Below are 17,437 nucleotides of genomic sequence, written 5' to 3'. Positions count from 1 at the left end.
TCATGTTTCCAGACCAATTGACCAAGGCGTTCCTGATCCCCTCGAAGGGGCACTATGTGGGAATTGATCGTAATAACCGTATTTTCACCTTTGTTTTTGCGCTTTTCCCAGGGCTTCTTGCAAGTGGAACGTCAGTAATATTGGTCTGTGCGCTCGTTTGGGCCATCATCTCGCTTGTCGCAAAGCGCTTTCCCTTTAAACTCACTCGCACTGATAAAATAGTTGCCTCCTGCGTAACATTCTATGTTTTGACGACAATATTGTCAGTCGTCATGCATCCCAATGCGTCAGATGACAAGGTATTCCTGTTGAAGATGATACCTTTCCTGGCCGTCTGGTTCGTTATCCCGCGTCTTCGTGTCAGTATTTCAGGGCGCCTGATCCCGTTTCTGATTATTGGTGCCGGAATTGGAATGATCGGCTCATTGATACTCAGTATTATACAGGTGGTTTTTCTCCAGTTTCGAGCGGAAGGTGGCGCAGGCAACGCGGCTGTCTTTGGGCTGTTTGCCGTATTATTCGGCAGTATCTCACTCTTGAACGCCCATTCTGAGAGTAAAACTGAGCGCATAATCGCTGTTGCAGGGTTTGCATCCGGTCTTCTGTGTGCATTTCTTTCCGGCACACGATCTGCGTGGCTCGTCATGCCGTTTAATTTTGCGATTCTTTTCTGGTATTTGCGTGGTCAGGAGCTTCCAACAGTCAGCAGATCAATCAAAATTACATTGACGATTATTATTGTGGCGGTGCTTGCTATTGCAGGAATGAAGGTGAAAGAGCGTTATCGCGCGCTGGAAATCGATATTTCCCTCCTTGATGAGAAGCCAAACGAGATAAGTTCACTGAAAGCGCGCCTACTTTTATGGGAAGGTGGGATCAAGGCTTTTGTCCAAGCTCCCGTGCTGGGGCATGGTCCTCAAAATCGCATGGATAAGGTAAATAGCGCTCTGGATATGCCCGGTGACAAGAAAATGTTGTTCACCCATGTTCACAATGGTTTCCTTAACGCAGCTGTTGATGGAGGGATTGTTGGGCTGTTGGGACTACTTGCCCTGTTGGCTGCGCCACTGATCGCCGCTTGGCGTAAAACACCCGGTCCTGGCCGCGATATTGCAATTGCCATTTCATTTCTGCTGGTAACCAGTTATGTGATTACCGGTACATTCGGCATCATGTTTGGTCATGATGCGACGGATGCGGTTTTCGTTTATCTTACGATAGTGCTCTGCTGGATTGCGGGAGAAGCGGCCTATCTTTCCGTCTCGCAAACAGCTGAACTGGCGGAAGCCGATAAAGTTGTGCTGGGCGAACGAACAAGTTGAGTGAGTAAATCTACTAAATGAAGGCAATTGTAACGGGTGCGGCGGGATTTATCGGTTCTCACGTGGCGAATCGTCTTGTAAGCGAGGGATTTGAGGTTCTCGCGATTGATAGTCTCAATGATTATTATCCTGTTGCTCTCAAGGAAGCCCGTCTTTCCATCTTGCAGGGTAGCCGAAATAACCGGTTCGTGCAGGCCAATATCGCCAATCCGCAAGAGCTGGCATCAGCCGTGGCGGATGATCTTGATGCGGACATTATAGTGCATTTGGCTGCGCAGGCGGGAGTGCGCTATTCGGTTGAAAATCCGGCAGCCTATGTCGATGCGAATGTTCAGGGCCAAGTGACAATTTTCGAACAAGCGCGCAGAATGACCAAACGACCGCCCATTGTCTACGCCAGTTCGTCCTCGGTTTATGGCGCAAACAGCAAAGTACCGTTTGCCGAGAGTGATCCTGTTGACCAGCCGGTATCGGTCTATGCGGCGACCAAACGCTCAGCGGAGCTTCTAGCCCATTCCTACAAGCGTGTTCACAATGTGAATTCGACCGGCCTGCGCTTCTTTACGGTCTACGGGCCTTACGGTCGGCCTGATATGGCGCCGTGGCTCTTTACAGATGCAATTTTGCGAGGAGAGCCAATCAAAGTCTATAATCACGGCAACATGGAGCGCGACTTCACATTCATTGATGACATCGTCAATGGTGTATATGGCGCCGTCCGCCGGATATTATCTCATCCGGATGATACCGCCCCGATCTATAATTTGGGCAATAACAAGCCGGTCGCGCTCATGCGCTTCATTGAAATCATCGAACAGGCTTGCGGTCGAGAAGCGATCAAGAAGTTTGAAACAATGCCCCCAGCGGATGTTGTACGTACTTATGCAGATATTGATTTGGCCTCGCGTGATCTTGGTTTTGCTCCCACGATGGCGCTTGAGGACGGGCTGCCATTGTTCGTTAAGTGGTTCCGCGGCTATAATGGCCGATGATTTTATTCGTATGTAACTTGTTTCCATGAGTAATGATCGCAGCAAAAAGGGTTTCCGGCCCCTTGCCGATCCTGCGGCAGGTATTCTCGAGCCTGTCCTGCGCAAACGTGCCGGAATCACAATAGAACTAGTGCAGTCATGGGAGGAAGTTGTCGGGCCAGAACTCGGTCAGCAATCACGTCCGCTAAAACTGCTCTGGCCCCGAAGGGCACATGAGGATGATCCATTCCAGCCTGCAACGCTGATCATCGCCTGCCAAGGCTTTACGGCGATGCGGATGAGCCATGAAACCGGCGAGATTATCAGCCGCGTCAATGCTTTTCTCGGCTTTGCTGCAGTCGGACGCATCAAAATTGAACAAAAGCCTGTGGCATTGCCTGTTGCAAAGCGCCGCGAGCTTCCTCCGGTAGATGCTTCGACGCGTGCCAGGATCAGTCATTCTGTGGAGAATATCGAGGACGACAGCCTGCGTGAAGCACTGCAAAAACTCGGGCAAAGCATCCATGCTGAAAAGAACAGACGCTGAGACGGGTTGCCATCACGAAAAATTCAAAGACAGAATGGTAATGCTGCCTTAAAGAGACTGTCATCGAGCTTTAACGCTGCAATACTTTATAATTGCATGAACAACGCCGGAGACTGGTGATCCTGATGACTGAATTGCTAAATCGCAGAAAAATCCTAGGCCTTGCGGCTATTTCCACAGCTGCCATTGCTTTAACGGCGGGTACGGGCGCTTGGGCGCAGGAAGCTGCAGCGCCCAAGGACGTAAAAGTGCCGGCCTCAACGGGTAAGGTAGACGAAGCCAAGCTTGTTGCGGCAAGCGGTCTGAAGGACATGGTCCTTGGCAAGGCCGATGCACCTGTGACAATCATCGAGTATGCCTCAATGACTTGCCCGCATTGTGCGCATTTCTCCACCACCACTTTGCCGACCATCAAGGAAAAATATATCGATACCGGCAAGGCGAAGTTGATTTTGCGCGAATTTCCGTTTGATCCGCGTGCTGCTGCGGCTTTCATGCTGGCACGCTGTGCACCGGAAGATCGCTACTATCCAATGGTGGAAGTCTTGTTCAAACAGCAGGAACAGTGGGCTGCGGCGGCAAATGCAGAGGAGCCACTGCTTCAAATCTCCAAATTGGCCGGTTTTACACAGGAGTCCTTCAAAGCTTGCTTGACGAACCAAAAACTTCTGGATGATGTGAATGCTGTGCGTGAGCGTGGCGCCAAAGAGTTCGGTGTGGATTCAACTCCAACCTTCTTTATCAATGGTGCCAAATACTCGGGAGCCCTATCGGTTGACGAAATGTCAGCGATCATCGACGGCCTGCTCTAGTACCCGCGATCAAATTTTCGGCGGGCGCGAAACCGCGACCGCCGTTTCGATTCGGGGCATATATTTTGGAGAGGGCATCTGATGCGCTTTACCAAGCTCCGTCTTCTTGGCTTCAAGTCTTTCGTTGAACCTGCCGAATTCGTCATTGAAAGCGGATTGACGGGTGTTGTCGGCCCCAATGGCTGCGGAAAATCCAATCTGGTCGAGGCGCTGCGCTGGGTTATGGGTGAAAGCTCATACAAGAATATGCGTGCGTCTGGCATGGATGATGTCATTTTTTCAGGCTCTGGCACGAGACCTTCGCGTAATACGGCCGAAGTAACACTTTTTCTCGATAATCAGGACCGCACTGCCCCCTCGGCATTCAACAACTCCGATGAGCTACAGGTTTCACGACGTATCGAGCGCGAGGCCGGGTCTGTCTATCGCATCAATGGCAAGGACGCCCGTGCCAAGGATGTGCAGCTGCTATTCGCCGATCAATCGACAGGTGCTCGTTCGCCCTCCATGGTGGGGCAGGGGCGCATTGGCGAACTGATCCAGGCCAAGCCTCAGGCGCGGCGCGCCCTATTGGAAGAGGCCGCTGGCATTTCCGGCCTGCATACGCGTCGTCATGAAGCAGAACTGCGCTTGCGGGCTGCGGAGCAGAACCTTGAGCGTCTGGAAGATGTGGTTGGTGAGCTCGAGACGCAAATTGAAAGCTTGAGGCGGCAATCCCGCCAAGCAAACCGCTTCAAAAGCCTTTCGGCCGATATAAGGCGCTCCGAAGCAATTCTTCTACACCTGAAATGGTCGGTCGCCAAAGCTCAGGAAGGAGAAGCGCAGTCAGCTTTGGCTGTTGCAACATCTGGCGTTGGCGAACAGGCGCAGCGCCAGATGAATGCCGCGAAAGAGCAGGCTGTCGGTGCCCATCATCTGCCGGATTTGCGTGAGGCGGAGGCTAAGGCGGCGGCTGTACTGCAGCGCCTGACAATTGCCAAATCACAGCTACAGGATGAAGCGGAGCGCATTCGTGCCCGCCAGACGGAAATTGAGAAGCGACTGCAGCAATTCACTGCTGATATTGCTCGTGAAGAGCAGATGGTGAGTGATAATGACGATGTGCTGGAACGTCTCATAACGGAAGAACAATCACTTAACCAAGAAAATGCCAATGCAGGAACGCGTGAACTGGAAACGCGGGCCGAGTTTGAGCGAGCTGAAGCAAAGCTTAGAGAAAGTGAAGCAGCGCTAGCAAAGATCACTGCCGAACGCGCCGAGGCCGCAGCCGAGCGAGCGCAGATTGAACGTAACCTGCGTGAAATATCAGAACGCCGTGACCGCCTTTTGCGGCAGGTAGGTGATGTCGAGCAGGAGTTGAACTCCGTGGCGGCACAAATCTCGACCTTGGCTGATCCGCTTGAAAAGCAAAGACTTGTCGAGGAAGCGGAAGCGATTTTTGCCCAGGCAGAAGAGGCAACATTTACTTCAGAAACAGCCGTAGAGACCGCGCGTCAGAAGGAGGCTGCGTTGCGTCAACCTTTGCAAGAAGCACGCAGCAATCTCGGACGCGTTGAGACCGAAGCCAATACTTTGGCCAAGATGATCAATGCAGCAGCTTCGGAACTGTTTCCAGCGATCGTTGAGTCTTTAAAGGTCGAAAAGGGCTACGAAACAGCACTTGGTGCGGCGCTTGGTGAAGATCTGGATGCTCCGGTTGATAATTCAGCCCCCGTTTTTTGGGGTGAACTTGTTACGACAACAGATGACGCGGCGCTGCCGACAGGTGTTCGGTCGCTGGCGGAGTTCGTTCGCGCACCACGGCAATTGGCACGCCGGCTTGCTCAGATCGGCCTTGTCGATCAGGCTGATGGCGGGCGGCTACAGGCTGAATTGAAACCTGGGCAGCGGCTTGTCAGCCCATCTGGCGATCTATGGCGCTGGGATGGATACACGGCAAGCGCAGATGCTCCGACACCGGCTGCTCAACGACTGGCGCAGAAAAATCGGCTGGCGGAGCTTGATCTTGAGGTTGTTGCGGCGACAAAACAGTTACGTTCTGCCGAAGCCGCTATCGTAGAAGCGGAAAAAGCTGTCCGTGATGCTGTTGAGTATGACCGGATTACCCGCGATCACTGGCGTTCGATGCAGCGGTCTTTAAACGATGCTCGTGAGGCATTGGCTGCCGCGGAACGCGCTTCGGGCCAGTTGTTCAGCAGGCGTGCTGCGCTTGATGAAGGAAAGTCGCGTCTTAGCGAGACGCTTGAAGAGACGCAGGAGCAGTTGATCGAAACGCAGATGCGGCTTGAGAATGCCGCTGATGTCGAAGAGTTGAATCGCCGTCTCGCCGCATTGACCGCTGAGGTCACACTGGACCGGGCGACGCTCGCAGAAGCCCGCGCCGTCTATGACGGGCTAAGACGTGAAGGGGAAGTGCGGATGCGCCGCCTCGAGTCGATCGGGCTTGAGCGTAAAAGCTGGATTACCCGCGCGGAGAATGCAGACCGTCAAATCAAGTCGCTGGGAGAGCGGCGTTTGGAAGCGGAGCGCGAAGCAGCCAATCTTGCCGATGCTCCCGACGAAATTGCTGAACGCAATCGTGCTCTGCTTTCGCAACTTTCCGAAGCTGAGGAGTTGCGCAAAAGCGCTGGTGACAAACTCGCTGTGGCAGAGGCCAGGCAGCAGGAACTCGACCGCGCCGCAACGGAAGCCATCCAATCGCTTGCAGCTGCGCGCGAAGACAGGGCGCGGGCCGAAGAACGTCTGTCAGCGGCCCAGGAGCGCCGCAAGGACACGGAAGCTCGTATTTTCGAGGCGTTGAATTGCGCGCCGCATGAGACGATGAAATTGACCGGGCTTGGTCCCAACGATCCACTGCCCGATGTGGATGCGACAGAACGCAATCTCGAACGGCTGAAAATTGAGCGTGAGCGTTTAGGCGCGGTGAACCTGCGCGCCGAGGAAGAGCAGGAAGAGCTGTCCGTTCGGCTAGAGGCGATCATCAACGAACGTGAAGATATTATCGAGGCTGTAAAGAAACTGCGTCAGGCTATCCAGAGTCTCAATCGCGAAGGACGGGAGCGCCTTCTGGCCGCCTTCGAAGTGGTCAATGTCCAATTCAAGCGACTCTTCACACATCTTTTCGGTGGTGGAACCGCTGAATTGCAGCTCATCGAATCCGATGATCCGCTTGAAGCTGGACTTGAAATTCTTGCTCGCCCCCCTGGAAAGAAGCCGCAAACAATGACGCTCCTATCTGGCGGTGAGCAGGCATTGACGGCTATGGCTTTGATTTTCGCAGTGTTTTTGACAAATCCAGCCCCCATCTGCGTGCTCGACGAGGTGGATGCGCCACTCGACGACCATAATGTCGAGCGCTTCTGCAATCTGATGGATGAAATGGCTGCGTCGACCGATACTCGTTTTGTCGTCATTACCCATAATCCAATAACAATGGCCCGTATGAACCGGCTCTTTGGCGTTACCATGGCGGAGCAGGGCGTCAGCCAACTGGTGTCGGTCGATCTTCAGACTGCGGAGCAGCTTCGCGAGGCCAGCTAGAGCAAATTGTGCTCTAAACCCTGCAAATGACCAAACATTTCAAGGATTAACGTGGATTTACCCTGCTAATCGATTTGAATGCTGCAATGCAGCATTTGGCGCTGGCGATTCGTGCATTCATCGCGTAGACCTCAATGAAGCTTTAGCGGCATGGGAGGCTGCAATGGTAAAATGGGTATATACATTTGGTGATGGCAAGGCAGAAGGTTCGGCGGATGACCGCAACCTTCTCGGCGGAAAAGGCGCCAATCTTGCGGAAATGTGTTCGCTGGGCTTGCCGGTTCCTCCCGGTTTTACAATTACGTCTGAAGTTTGCAGCTGGTTCTATGAGCATGGGCGCAGCTATCCGGACTCACTTCCCAGGGAAGTCGCACAAGCGCTGGATCATATTGCCGGTCTGACCGGGCGTTTCATTGGCGACAGCAAAAAGCCTCTTCTGGTTTCAGTTCGCTCTGGCTCTCGCGCGTCCATGCCAGGGATGATGGACACTGTTCTCAATCTTGGGCTTAACGATGAGACCGTTGAAGCGATTGCTCGCGAGTCAGGTGATCCGAGATTTGCTTACGACAGCTATCGTCGCTTTATCCAGATGTATTCCGATGTCGTGTTGGGGTTGGATCATTCGGTTTTTGAAGAGATTCTGGAGGACGCAAAAGCCAATTTGGGTCATGACGTCGATACAGCGCTGACTGCCGACGACTGGAAGAATGTTGTTGCGCAATATAAGGCCAGGATCGAGGAAGAGCTGGAGGAGCCTTTTCCTCAGGATCCCGAGCAACAGCTTTGGGGCGCTATAGGCGCTGTCTTTTCGAGCTGGATGAATGCCCGTGCTGTGACCTACCGGCGCTTGCATAACATACCGGAAAGCTGGGGTACGGCGGTTAGCGTACAGGCCATGGTATTCGGCAATATGGGCGACAAATCCGCGACGGGTGTCGCGTTTACGCGAAACCCTTCAACTGGCGAGAAAAAGCTTTACGGCGAATTTCTGGTCAATGCACAAGGCGAAGATGTCGTGGCGGGCATCCGCACGCCGCAGAACATTACCGAGGAAGCGCGTATTTCGGCCGGTTCCGACAAACCGTCGCTGGAAAAGATCATGCCAGCCGCCTTCGCGGAATTTTGCGCTGTCTCGGACAAGCTTGAAAAGCACTATACTGATATGCAAGACCTTGAATTTACTATTGAAAATGGTAAATTATGGATGCTGCAAACCCGGTCCGGCAAGCGCACCGCCAAGGCAGCGCTGAAGATTGCCGTCGAGATGGCCAACGAAGGGCTGATATCCCGCGATGAGGCCGTATTGCGCATTGAACCTGCATCTTTGGATCAATTGCTGCACCCGACAATCGACCCCAAGGCAAAGCGTGAAGTTATCGGAACCGGCCTTCCTGCATCGCCTGGTGCGGCCACTGGCGAGATTGTTTTCTCGTCTGAGGATGCTGAGCAATTGAAATCAGAGGGCCGTAAAGCCATTCTGGTGCGCATCGAAACAAGCCCAGAAGACATTCACGGCATGCATGCCGCAGAAGCAATTCTGACCACACGCGGAGGCATGACAAGCCACGCCGCCGTTGTGGCGCGCGGCATGGGAAAACCCTGTGTTTCGGGCGCTGGAGCGCTACGCGTTGATTATCGCAATGAGACATTGCTTGCCATGGGCGTTACCCTCAAAAAGGGTAATATCATTACCATTGACGGGGGAATCGGTCAGGTTTTGAAGGGCGCAGTGCCAATGCTTCAGCCTGAATTGTCGGGCGATTTCGGCAAGATCATGGAATGGGCAGATGGTGCTCGGCGCATGAAAGTGCGCGCCAATGCCGAGACTCCCAATGATGCTCGTACAGCACGATCGTTTGGCGCGGAGGGCATCGGCCTGTGCCGGACAGAGCATATGTTCTTTGAAGGTGAGCGCATTATTGCCATGCGCGAAATGATTCTAGCGGAAAGCGAGAAAGGTCGCCGTGTTGCTTTGGGTAAACTGTTACCCATGCAACGTGCTGACTTTATTGAACTATTTGAGATCATGCATGGCCTGCCGGTAACAATTCGTCTGCTTGACCCGCCGCTGCATGAGTTCCTGCCAAAGACGGATGAAGAAATTGCCGAAGTCGCGGCAGCGATGAATATCAGCTCCGACAAACTACGCGAGCGGACGGAATCCTTACATGAATTCAATCCGATGCTTGGACACCGCGGTTGCCGTCTGGCGATTTCCTACCCGGAAATTGCCGAAATGCAGTCGCGCGCCATATTTGAAGCGGCAGTAGAAGCCGCAAAATTGACAGGCGCGCCGGTCGAGCTGGAAATCATGGTGCCACTTGTAGGGCTTCGGACTGAGTTGGACTTCGTGAAAGCACGGATCGATGCGGTTGCCACGGATGTGATGAAAGAGGCTGAAATCAAGATCAGTTACCTCGTCGGTACGATGATCGAATTGCCACGTGCTGCGATCCGGGCCGACTCGATTGCGGAAGCAGCGGAGTTTTTCTCGTTTGGAACCAATGACTTGACACAGACGACATTCGGAATTTCCCGCGATGATGCGTCCTCGTTCCTCATGACGTATCAGTTCAAGGGTATCATTGAGCAAGACCCATTCGTGTCAATCGATGTGGATGGCGTGGGGGAGCTGGTGAGGCTGGCAGCGGAAAAAGGCCGAGCAACGAGGCCGAATATCAAACTGGGAATTTGTGGTGAACATGGCGGCGATCCGGCGTCGATCCATTTTTGCGATCATGTTGGGCTGGACTATGTTTCATGCTCGCCGTTCCGCGTGCCGATCGCCCGGCTTGCTGCGGCGCAGGCATCGGCAAAAACCAAAGGAAATTAAAGGCTTATTGCCATAATTCCGCTTGTTTTTGAGCGCTGTTCGCCGCAGGATTCCTCGTCTTGCGGCATTTTTTCATGCGTCTCATTCCCATAGTTTTGATTACATGCTCCGTCGTTCTGGCAACGGCTGTGGCTAATGCGGGAAACCATCCGCATTTTGTTGAACCACAACTTTTCATTGCAAGGGGTGGGGTCAACGCGCCACAGGTCGCACTGACACTTGATGCCTGTTCCGGTCAAACCGATCAGAGAATTTTGAACGCTCTGGTAGAAAACAAAATACCGGCCACGATCTTTGTAACGGGCAGATGGTTGAAGCGTAACGCTGCTTCCCTCGCCATCATGAGAGCGCATCCTGATCTTTTTGAGATTGAAAATCATGGGCTTAACCATGTTCCGGCCATCGATAACCAGCCCTTGATGTTTGGATTGAAGACGGCCGGATCACTGTCTGCAATACAGTCAGAAATTGAGGGCGGTGCAAAAGCAATGCAGTCCGCCACCGCTGGAAAGCCTGTCTGGTATCGCGATGCAACTGCCCGCTATAGTGACAATGCAATCAAACTCATTCACGAAATGGGGTATCGGGTTGCAGGATATTCGCTCAATGCCGACATGGGAGCATCGTTGCTTGCCGGCCAAGTGGAGAAACGGATTTCCGCTGCGAAAGACGGAGACGTGATCATTGCTCACATCAATCAGCCGACGCGAATGGCGGGGGCTGGGGTGGTAAAAGGCATACTGGCGCTGAAGAAAAAGGGGTTCCGTTTCGTTCGGCTTAACGATGTGATCAAAAGTGAGACACCAAGCAGTCCAAATACCTGATTCAACTGGGCACAATCAAATTGCAATCTGAGATGGAGATTTTAGCGGAAGAATCGACGATTTTTCGGTGACTTTGACACGATGTATCGCAATTTCGGAGCTGACCACCTGCAATTTTAAACGATGCGCTCGCTCATTCATCAGGATGTCACGAAACCATAAAATCGCGGACACAAAGACCACCTAAGCGTTGTTGACATTTTTACTTCAACTCAATGGTGATGCTTCATGCGTTCAATTTCCGCTGCTCTGTTTCTTACCACTGCTATGATGGCGTTACCGGTCCAGGCCGCCGAACAGGAGTTTCCTGCCAAACTGGTTTCCCATGCGATCCTGCCTGCCAACACAATGGTGCAGGCGCCGGAAAACGCCCCGGAGCATCTGAAGACTTCAGGCAAGTTTACAACCGCTGATCGCAAGCGGGCTGTAGAACTCGGAACAGTGCCGGGCAAGGACGGGGTAAGGCTGACCGGTTTGTCGTTGCCTTTTGACGGACAGCCGTTGCAGGGCTTCTCTGGCATCAAGGCGGTCGGCGACGGCTCATATTGGTCGTTGTCGGACAATGGATTTGGAACGAAGCTGAACTCCGTCGATGCAATGTTGATGCTGCATCATCTGGCCTTCGATTGGGATAAGGGAACGGTTGATCGCAAGCAGACGATCTTCTTGAGCGATCCGGACAAGAAGATGCCTTTTCCGATTGTCATGGAAGGCAGTGATACGCGCTATCTGACCGGCAGCGATCTTGATCTCGAATCAATCCAACCTGTGGCCGATGGTTTTTGGCTGGGTGAAGAGTTCGGCCCCTATCTGGTCAAGGTAACAATGGATGGCAAGGTGACCGATGTCATCCCTACCAAGGTTGGCGACAGGGATGTTCGCTCGCCCGACAATCCAGCGATCAGCCTGCCTGCCAATCCGACGCTCAAGAACCCGGCCTTCAATCTGAAACGCTCCGGCGGCTATGAAGGATTGGCGCAATCCAAAGATGGCAGCAAATTATACGCGCTGCTCGAGGGCCCGCTTTTCGGTGATGACGGCGTGGTCGAGAAGGTTGGCGATCAGCCCGCATTGCGGATTATCGAATTCGATGTCGCGTCCAAAAACTGGACTGGTCGCAGCTGGCTCTATCCGCTTTCCGCAGGCGGCGAAGCCATTGGTGATTTCAATATGATCGATGACACGACGGCGCTGGTGATTGAGCGTGACAACGGCGCTGGAACAGAGGCGAAAGCCTGCGCTGACCCCAAGGCACCGGCATCCGATTGCTTTGACAAACCGTCGAAGCACAAGCGCATCTACAAAATCGAAATGACTGACGCCAATGTGGACAAGGCAGTCCGAAAGATCGGTTATATTGATCTGCTCAAAATTGCCGATCCTGACAATAAAAAGCGTCAGGGCGGCGGGGAAGGCTTCTACGACATGCCTTTTGTCACCATCGAGAATGTCGATATCATAGACGATAGTCACATCATCGTTGGCAATGACAACAACCTGCCATTTTCAGCAGGCCGCGCGATCGATAAGGCCGACGACAATGAATTTGTCATTCTGGAAGTTGGTGAGCTGCTCAAGGCAAAATAACGGAACCTTCGCGGTCGTTAATAAGATTTGGCAATAGTGTGTGGTTCGCCCTCTTTAAGCCTGACGAAGGGCGAACCACGCGTAACATTAATGCAACTATACAATCTCGCTGTGGCTACTATTTAAGAATGACGATGGCTTCGACTTCGAAAAGCATGGGGTCAATTGCCAGCTTTGGTACTGGGACAAGAGTTTGCGCGGGTAGCGCTTCGCCGAACATTTCCTTGACGGTTTTGGTCAACACCTCAAGCTTCGACATATCGTGATCCACCACGAAGATGGTGAGCTTCGCGACCTGATTCGGCTTGGCACCGAGGCCATCAAGAGCAGCGCCCAGATTTGCATAGGCTTGTTTAACCTGGGCAGCAAAATCAGGGGACAATGCTCCTGTACTGTCCTGACCGCCCTGACCGGAAACATAGGCGACCCGGCTGCCGCTGGGAGCAATGACCGCCGTGCTGTAGCCATTGGGCGTCGGGTCGTAGAGATTTTTTGGGTTGACGATTGTCAGTTTGAGATCATTCTCGTTTGCTGTTGTCGCCGTGGGAACTGCTATGGTCATGATGATGAACCCTCCGATAAGCAGATGATTGATTGCGCGTAACATGATTTTCTCGGTGCATTGTTGGCCGCAAGCGACATGCCGCTCGCAGCGGTGAGGATTGAATTTTTACCCACCATATGATTGACTCGTACAGTGTACGACTAAATTGCATCGTACGCCGTACGAGTCAATCGGCAAGCATCGACATTTGTCATGTTGTTCGGTTAGATCAATCGCTGATCAGCAAGGAAGACGAATGGCAATCAAACGTACAGGCGAGGAAAACAGAAGGCGTGGAGGGCAGGAGAAGTCGCCCCAGACCGAGCCGGATGCACGCCGCGAAAAATCTCTCTCTCTGGAACGGATTGTAGCAAAAGCAGTGGAACTTCTGGATGCGCAAGGCGTCGAAGGATTGTCCATGCGCCGGCTGGCCAATCACCTCGGCTCGGGTGTGATGAGCCTGTATTGGCATGTCGAAAACAAGGAACTGGTCTTTGATCTGGCGCTTGATTTGGTACTCGCATATCGCGTGCCGCCGCAAACAGATGGGCCAAAGGACTGGCGCGGAGAAGTCTTCCATATGCTCGAAGACTGGCGTGCCAGCATGCTGCGGCATCCCTGGTCGGCATCGCTCCTGCCGCGCCGGGCGCTGGGCCCGAACATGCTGGCCCGTCTCGAACTGCTAAGCGCTACCTTGTCCAAAGCCGGAGTGGCAGACAAAGATTTGAACGTCGCAATATGGTCGCTCTGGAACTATGTGATGGGCGCAACCATTACCAGGGCAAGCTTCGACCTCTCGGATGATGAGCAGGCCGCAGCACAGCAGAAACTGACAGGTCTCAGCGAACGCTACCCGAAAATTGAACGCTCCCGCCTGCTATTGGATGATGATTGGGACGGCACCTTCCGCAAAGGCTTGGACTTCCTGCTTGATGGCCTGGTGACGAGATGAGGATGGAAGGAAAACGCTAAGTAATCTTGCATTCAAGTTGATGAACGCGCGGTCGTTTGGTTGTCGGCAAAACTATAGTGCGTGGTTCGACGGGGCTCACCATGAGGGGTGATGGGAGGCTGCACGATGGTTTGCCTTTGCAGATTTGGCGCCCCTTGCGATCAATTCCGTTCCTCATGGTGAGCTTGTCGAACCACGCATTAAAACCGGTGCAACCAAGTCTCCTTCAACTGGATCATCTTACTCCAAATTTTCTTGGATAAATGATTTTGAAACGTGAAGATCAGTCGTTTCCAACCGACCCGGTCCGAGGTTTGCAAACTTGTGGGCCACATTTGCCGGCCCAAATACGATCTGACCGACGGTAGCTTCTAATTGTTGATCGCCAATGAACAGTGCGCGACCTTGGCGAACAATGAAAATCTCGTCATAAGGATGCCGATGGAGCTTTGGCCCATGGCCTATTTTATCGGTTGTATAGAACATCACCGATACATCTGTGCCAAGAAGCGCTCCTTCGAACTCGCCCTGCCAAACATCTGATTCTTCTGCCCATTGGGCGCGATCCAGAAGCGCCGCTTTCTTCTGCATTTTCCATCTACCTTATGTTTTTTGCTTAAACAGTTAACGTTGCTTCAATAGTTGACATTGCTATTACTAATTAAAATAAGCGTTCTGCGACAGTTGCTTTCGCAGAACACTTCAGAGTCTGGAACAAGAGATTTTATCGTCTCTTCATTCAAGCCGCACGCAATCCCCCCGTTGAAACATAGGCTTCCGTATCGGCAAGAGCGAGTTCGAAGCGGTTGAACAATTCGTTCAATTCAGCTTCCGTGATGATCATTGGCGGGCAGAATGCAATACTGTCCCCAACAGCGCGAAGCACGGCACCGTGGCCCTCCAGAAAGCGTGCTAGCGCCGGGCCAACCGCATGGGCGGGATCGAATGAGCGTTTGGTGGCCTTGTCGGCGACAAGCTCGACAGCGCCCATCAAACCGCTATTGCGCACTTCGCCAACAAGAGGATGATCCTTGACCTTGGCAAGCCGCGCTTCAAAAAGCGGGGTGAGGCCGCGCACATAGTCGACAATATTGCGACGCTGATAAATCTCGATTGCCTTGACACCAAGCGCACAGCCGACCGGGTGGCCGCCATAGGTGAAGCCATGGCCAAATGTGCCGATCTGGGCACTATGATCCACATAGGCCTGATAAATGTCTTCCGGCACAAGCACGGCACCAAGCGGTGAATAGGCGGCGGTCAGCTGCTTGGCAGCGGAAATCGTGGTTGGCGTCATCCCGACGCTCTGGCTGCCCCACCAGTTTCCGGTACGACCGAAGCCGTTAATGACCTCATCGGCAATGATCATGATATCGTGCTCGCGCAGGATCGGCTCAATGGCGGCGAAGTAATTGGCAGGCGGCACAAGCACACCGCCAGCGCCCATGACAGGCTCGGCGATGAAGGCTGCGATGGTTTCCGGCCCCTCACGCTCAATCATATCACGCAGCGATGTGGCCAGACGCGCTACGAACTCCGCCTCGCTTTCGCCCTCCTGACCAAAGCGGTAATAATGTGGGCAATCCGTATGAAGAATGCCTTCGACCGGCAAATCCCAGCCCTTGTGGTTGTAGGGCAGGCCAGTCAGTGATGCGGCCATGATGGTCACGCCATGATAGGCTTTGACGCGGGAAATGATCTTCTTCTTTTTCGGACGGCCAAGCGCATTGTTATAATACCATGCAAGCTTGACCTGCGTGTCATTCGCTTCGGAACCGGAAGAGGTGTAGAAAACCTTGGAGATCGGCACTGGCGCTATTTCCTTGAGCTTTTCAGCAAGCTCAATCGCGGGTTCCATGCCCTTGCCGCCAAAAAGATGGTAATAGGGCAGGGTACGCATCTGTTCGTTGGCAGCCTCGATCATCTCCTCGTCGCCAAAACCAAGTCCCGCACACCACAGGCCGGACATGCCCTCAATATATTCCTTGCCCTGCGTGTCGTAGAGATAGACGCCCTTGCCATGCCCCATGACCAAAGGGCCGTTTTCCTGCAACTTATGCAAGGGGGTGTAGGGGTGAAGGATCGCATTGACATCGCGCTGCTGGACATTGGTAAGGGGGCGGCTGTTCGCCATTTTGTGACTCCGGTTATTGGATACAGAAGCTTAGCTTGACTTGAATGAAGAGCAAGGCCCGTAGTGAAGATTACAGCTTGAAACTTGGATCTGAACGAGTCCCCACCCTAGACTAAAGCTCAATTGCCAGAACGGGAAAAGCAACTACTTTAGCCAAGCCTGCTTGCCGCAGTGTCTGGCTTGGAGATTGACTATAGATGAGTGAATATTAAAATGGCGAGTATGAACGCAGCAGAAGCAACCCAGATTAGCCAAGCGGTCGACAAACTCGCATCGCGGATTGATTTAATGGACGAGCGAATAAAAGCTTTGCCTGATAAGGGTGGCGTATATTCTGCCGCGTTTGCTGTTCATGCGCTGGTATGGGCCGCGATATTCAGCACACTTACCGTAACAATCAATCTTCTCAACGTTTTCGGTGCCTTCAAGTTCTAAGTTCAACTGCGCGCTCTAGAGCAGCGGCAGATCGCCACCGACATTGATGTCGGATTTGTCCGCAGTCACGGCAAAGGTAGTGCCATCATTGCCAAGAGTAACGAAAACCGTCTGATCGGCTGAGCCATCGGAAACGGCGATCGCTGCGACCCGCTGATAGTCGCTGTTTTCAGGTGCTCTGATATTGAAGATCAGCTTGCCATCGACAAGCTCTACGGCCTTTTGCAAGGCTCCTTCGAAGCCATCAGCAACGATATCCTGCGCGCCAAGCGCCAATTCAACTTCTACAACTTCAAGCGAAACCGCTTTGCCAGCTTCAGGCATCATATCCGGCCTCGTCATGTTATCTTCTGTCAGGGTTAAGTCTCCGCGCTTTGTTTGCGCCAAATCACTTGATTCGATGATGGCAGGAGTGTGCCATCGGATACACTCATAAAATGTAAACGGCTTAAATCTGATGAAAGTGGCGGCTTACCAACTGAAGCGGGAAACCGCAGTATCGTTTGCCTGTAATTGTTCTAATCTGTCATCACGCCTTTACATAACATCGCTACCTGACACGCATTATCGGCCCTTTTTATGCTTATTTGTTTCGGGAGCGAGATTTTGAAATATCGTTTTTACGCCCTACTACCATTTATTGCGATTGCAGGTTGCAATGACAGTTCGAACCCGCAACCCGATAGCGTTGCGTCGACCTTTGAAAGTCAGATCAATGAATTGAAGGCCGAAAATGCCGGTCTTGTCGCTGAAAATACCGACCTTGTTAAGAAGAATGAGGGGCTGAACCTCGCCCTAAAGGACGCACGGAAAGAACTTCCCAACACGCCGGAAGCGCCAGACAAGCAGACCGCCGATATCAGCTCGGCTGCACCATCAGACGAGCTTTGCAAATAGCCAAAAAACTGTCGGCATACCTACCAGCTGTGTGACTTA

At 52.8% G+C, this 17,437-nt stretch carries 15 protein-coding genes; 11 read left to right on the top strand and 4 right to left on the bottom strand.

The window, feature by feature from the left end; genetic code table 11:
* Nucleotides 1-2 precede the first annotated feature (2 nt).
* The 8 genes from ACYJL1_RS15005 (at nt 3) to ACYJL1_RS14970 (ending at nt 12,436) form a co-directional block, all read left to right on the top strand.
* Nucleotides 3-1,322 carry an O-antigen ligase family protein gene (locus tag ACYJL1_RS15005; protein ID WP_460896129.1) on the top strand — a complete coding sequence of 440 codons (1,320 nt, stop codon included), beginning with the start codon at nt 3-5 and terminating at the stop codon, nt 1,320-1,322.
* A gap of 17 nt (nt 1,323-1,339) precedes the next feature.
* On the top strand, nt 1,340-2,314 hold the full coding sequence (locus ACYJL1_RS15000; protein ID WP_460896128.1) for an SDR family NAD(P)-dependent oxidoreductase: 975 nt from the start codon (nt 1,340-1,342) through the stop codon (nt 2,312-2,314).
* A gap of 25 nt (nt 2,315-2,339) precedes the next feature.
* Nucleotides 2,340-2,840 (top strand): DUF721 domain-containing protein, encoded by a 501-nt coding sequence (locus tag ACYJL1_RS14995; protein ID WP_460896127.1) that lies wholly within the window; start codon nt 2,340-2,342, stop codon nt 2,838-2,840.
* 125 nt (nt 2,841-2,965) lie between these two features.
* A complete protein-coding gene (locus ACYJL1_RS14990) occupies nt 2,966-3,652 on the top strand; it encodes a DsbA family protein (RefSeq protein ID WP_115052070.1) in 687 nt (228 codons plus the stop codon).
* A gap of 81 nt (nt 3,653-3,733) precedes the next feature.
* Nucleotides 3,734-7,192 carry a chromosome segregation protein SMC gene (gene smc / locus ACYJL1_RS14985; protein WP_460896126.1) on the top strand — a complete coding sequence of 1,153 codons (3,459 nt, stop codon included), beginning with the start codon at nt 3,734-3,736 and terminating at the stop codon, nt 7,190-7,192.
* Nucleotides 7,193-7,355: 163 nt separating this feature from the next.
* Nucleotides 7,356-10,025, top strand: coding sequence for a pyruvate, phosphate dikinase (ppdK, locus tag ACYJL1_RS14980; protein ID WP_460896125.1), 2,670 nt, complete (start codon nt 7,356-7,358; stop codon nt 10,023-10,025).
* A gap of 74 nt (nt 10,026-10,099) precedes the next feature.
* The gene (locus tag ACYJL1_RS14975) at nt 10,100-10,849 is read left to right on the top strand and encodes a polysaccharide deacetylase family protein (RefSeq protein ID WP_460898056.1); all 750 of its coding nucleotides are present in this window, start codon (nt 10,100-10,102) and stop codon (nt 10,847-10,849) included.
* 267 nt (nt 10,850-11,116) lie between these two features.
* The gene (locus ACYJL1_RS14970; protein ID WP_460898055.1) at nt 11,117-12,436 is read left to right on the top strand and encodes an esterase-like activity of phytase family protein; all 1,320 of its coding nucleotides are present in this window, start codon (nt 11,117-11,119) and stop codon (nt 12,434-12,436) included.
* 118 nt (nt 12,437-12,554) lie between these two features.
* Here ACYJL1_RS14970 and ACYJL1_RS14965 read toward each other — a convergent pair whose 3' ends face one another.
* Nucleotides 12,555-13,043 (bottom strand): RidA family protein, encoded by a 489-nt coding sequence (locus ACYJL1_RS14965; RefSeq protein WP_460896124.1) that lies wholly within the window; start codon nt 13,041-13,043, stop codon nt 12,555-12,557.
* 193 nt (nt 13,044-13,236) lie between these two features.
* On the opposite strand from ACYJL1_RS14965, the gene ACYJL1_RS14960 reads away from it, so the two are divergent.
* Nucleotides 13,237-13,932, top strand: a complete 696-nt coding sequence (locus ACYJL1_RS14960) for a TetR/AcrR family transcriptional regulator (RefSeq protein ID WP_460896123.1) — start codon at nt 13,237-13,239, stop codon at nt 13,930-13,932.
* Nucleotides 13,933-14,172: 240 nt separating this feature from the next.
* Here ACYJL1_RS14960 and ACYJL1_RS14955 read toward each other — a convergent pair whose 3' ends face one another.
* Together ACYJL1_RS14955 and ACYJL1_RS14950 are read right to left on the bottom strand one after the other, a co-directional pair.
* On the bottom strand, nt 14,173-14,523 hold the full coding sequence (locus ACYJL1_RS14955; RefSeq protein ID WP_460896122.1) for a cupin domain-containing protein: 351 nt from the start codon (nt 14,521-14,523) through the stop codon (nt 14,173-14,175).
* A gap of 148 nt (nt 14,524-14,671) precedes the next feature.
* Nucleotides 14,672-16,066 carry an aminotransferase gene (locus ACYJL1_RS14950; protein WP_460896121.1) on the bottom strand — a complete coding sequence of 465 codons (1,395 nt, stop codon included), beginning with the start codon at nt 16,064-16,066 and terminating at the stop codon, nt 14,672-14,674.
* Nucleotides 16,067-16,279: 213 nt separating this feature from the next.
* Here ACYJL1_RS14950 and ACYJL1_RS14945 point away from each other — a divergent pair, with 213 nt between their 5' ends.
* Nucleotides 16,280-16,501: a hypothetical protein gene (locus ACYJL1_RS14945; protein ID WP_460896120.1), complete on the top strand. Its 222-nt coding sequence runs from the start codon at nt 16,280-16,282 to the stop codon at nt 16,499-16,501.
* Between the two features lie 15 nt (nt 16,502-16,516).
* Here ACYJL1_RS14945 and ACYJL1_RS14940 read toward each other — a convergent pair whose 3' ends face one another.
* Entirely contained in the window at nt 16,517-16,843 is a 327-nt protein-coding gene (locus tag ACYJL1_RS14940) for a hypothetical protein (RefSeq protein ID WP_460896119.1), read from the bottom strand.
* A 264-nt stretch (nt 16,844-17,107) separates the two neighbouring features.
* Between ACYJL1_RS14940 and ACYJL1_RS14935 the strand changes: the two genes are divergently transcribed.
* Nucleotides 17,108-17,398, top strand: coding sequence for a hypothetical protein (locus tag ACYJL1_RS14935; RefSeq protein WP_460896118.1), 291 nt, complete (start codon nt 17,108-17,110; stop codon nt 17,396-17,398).
* The last annotated feature ends 39 nt before the right edge of the window (nt 17,399-17,437 follow it).

It is taken from the genome of Phyllobacterium sp. K27, from assembly GCF_054796155.1.
Note: the sequence above shows the minus strand (reverse complement) of the source record. Positions and strands in the feature narration are given on the sequence as shown.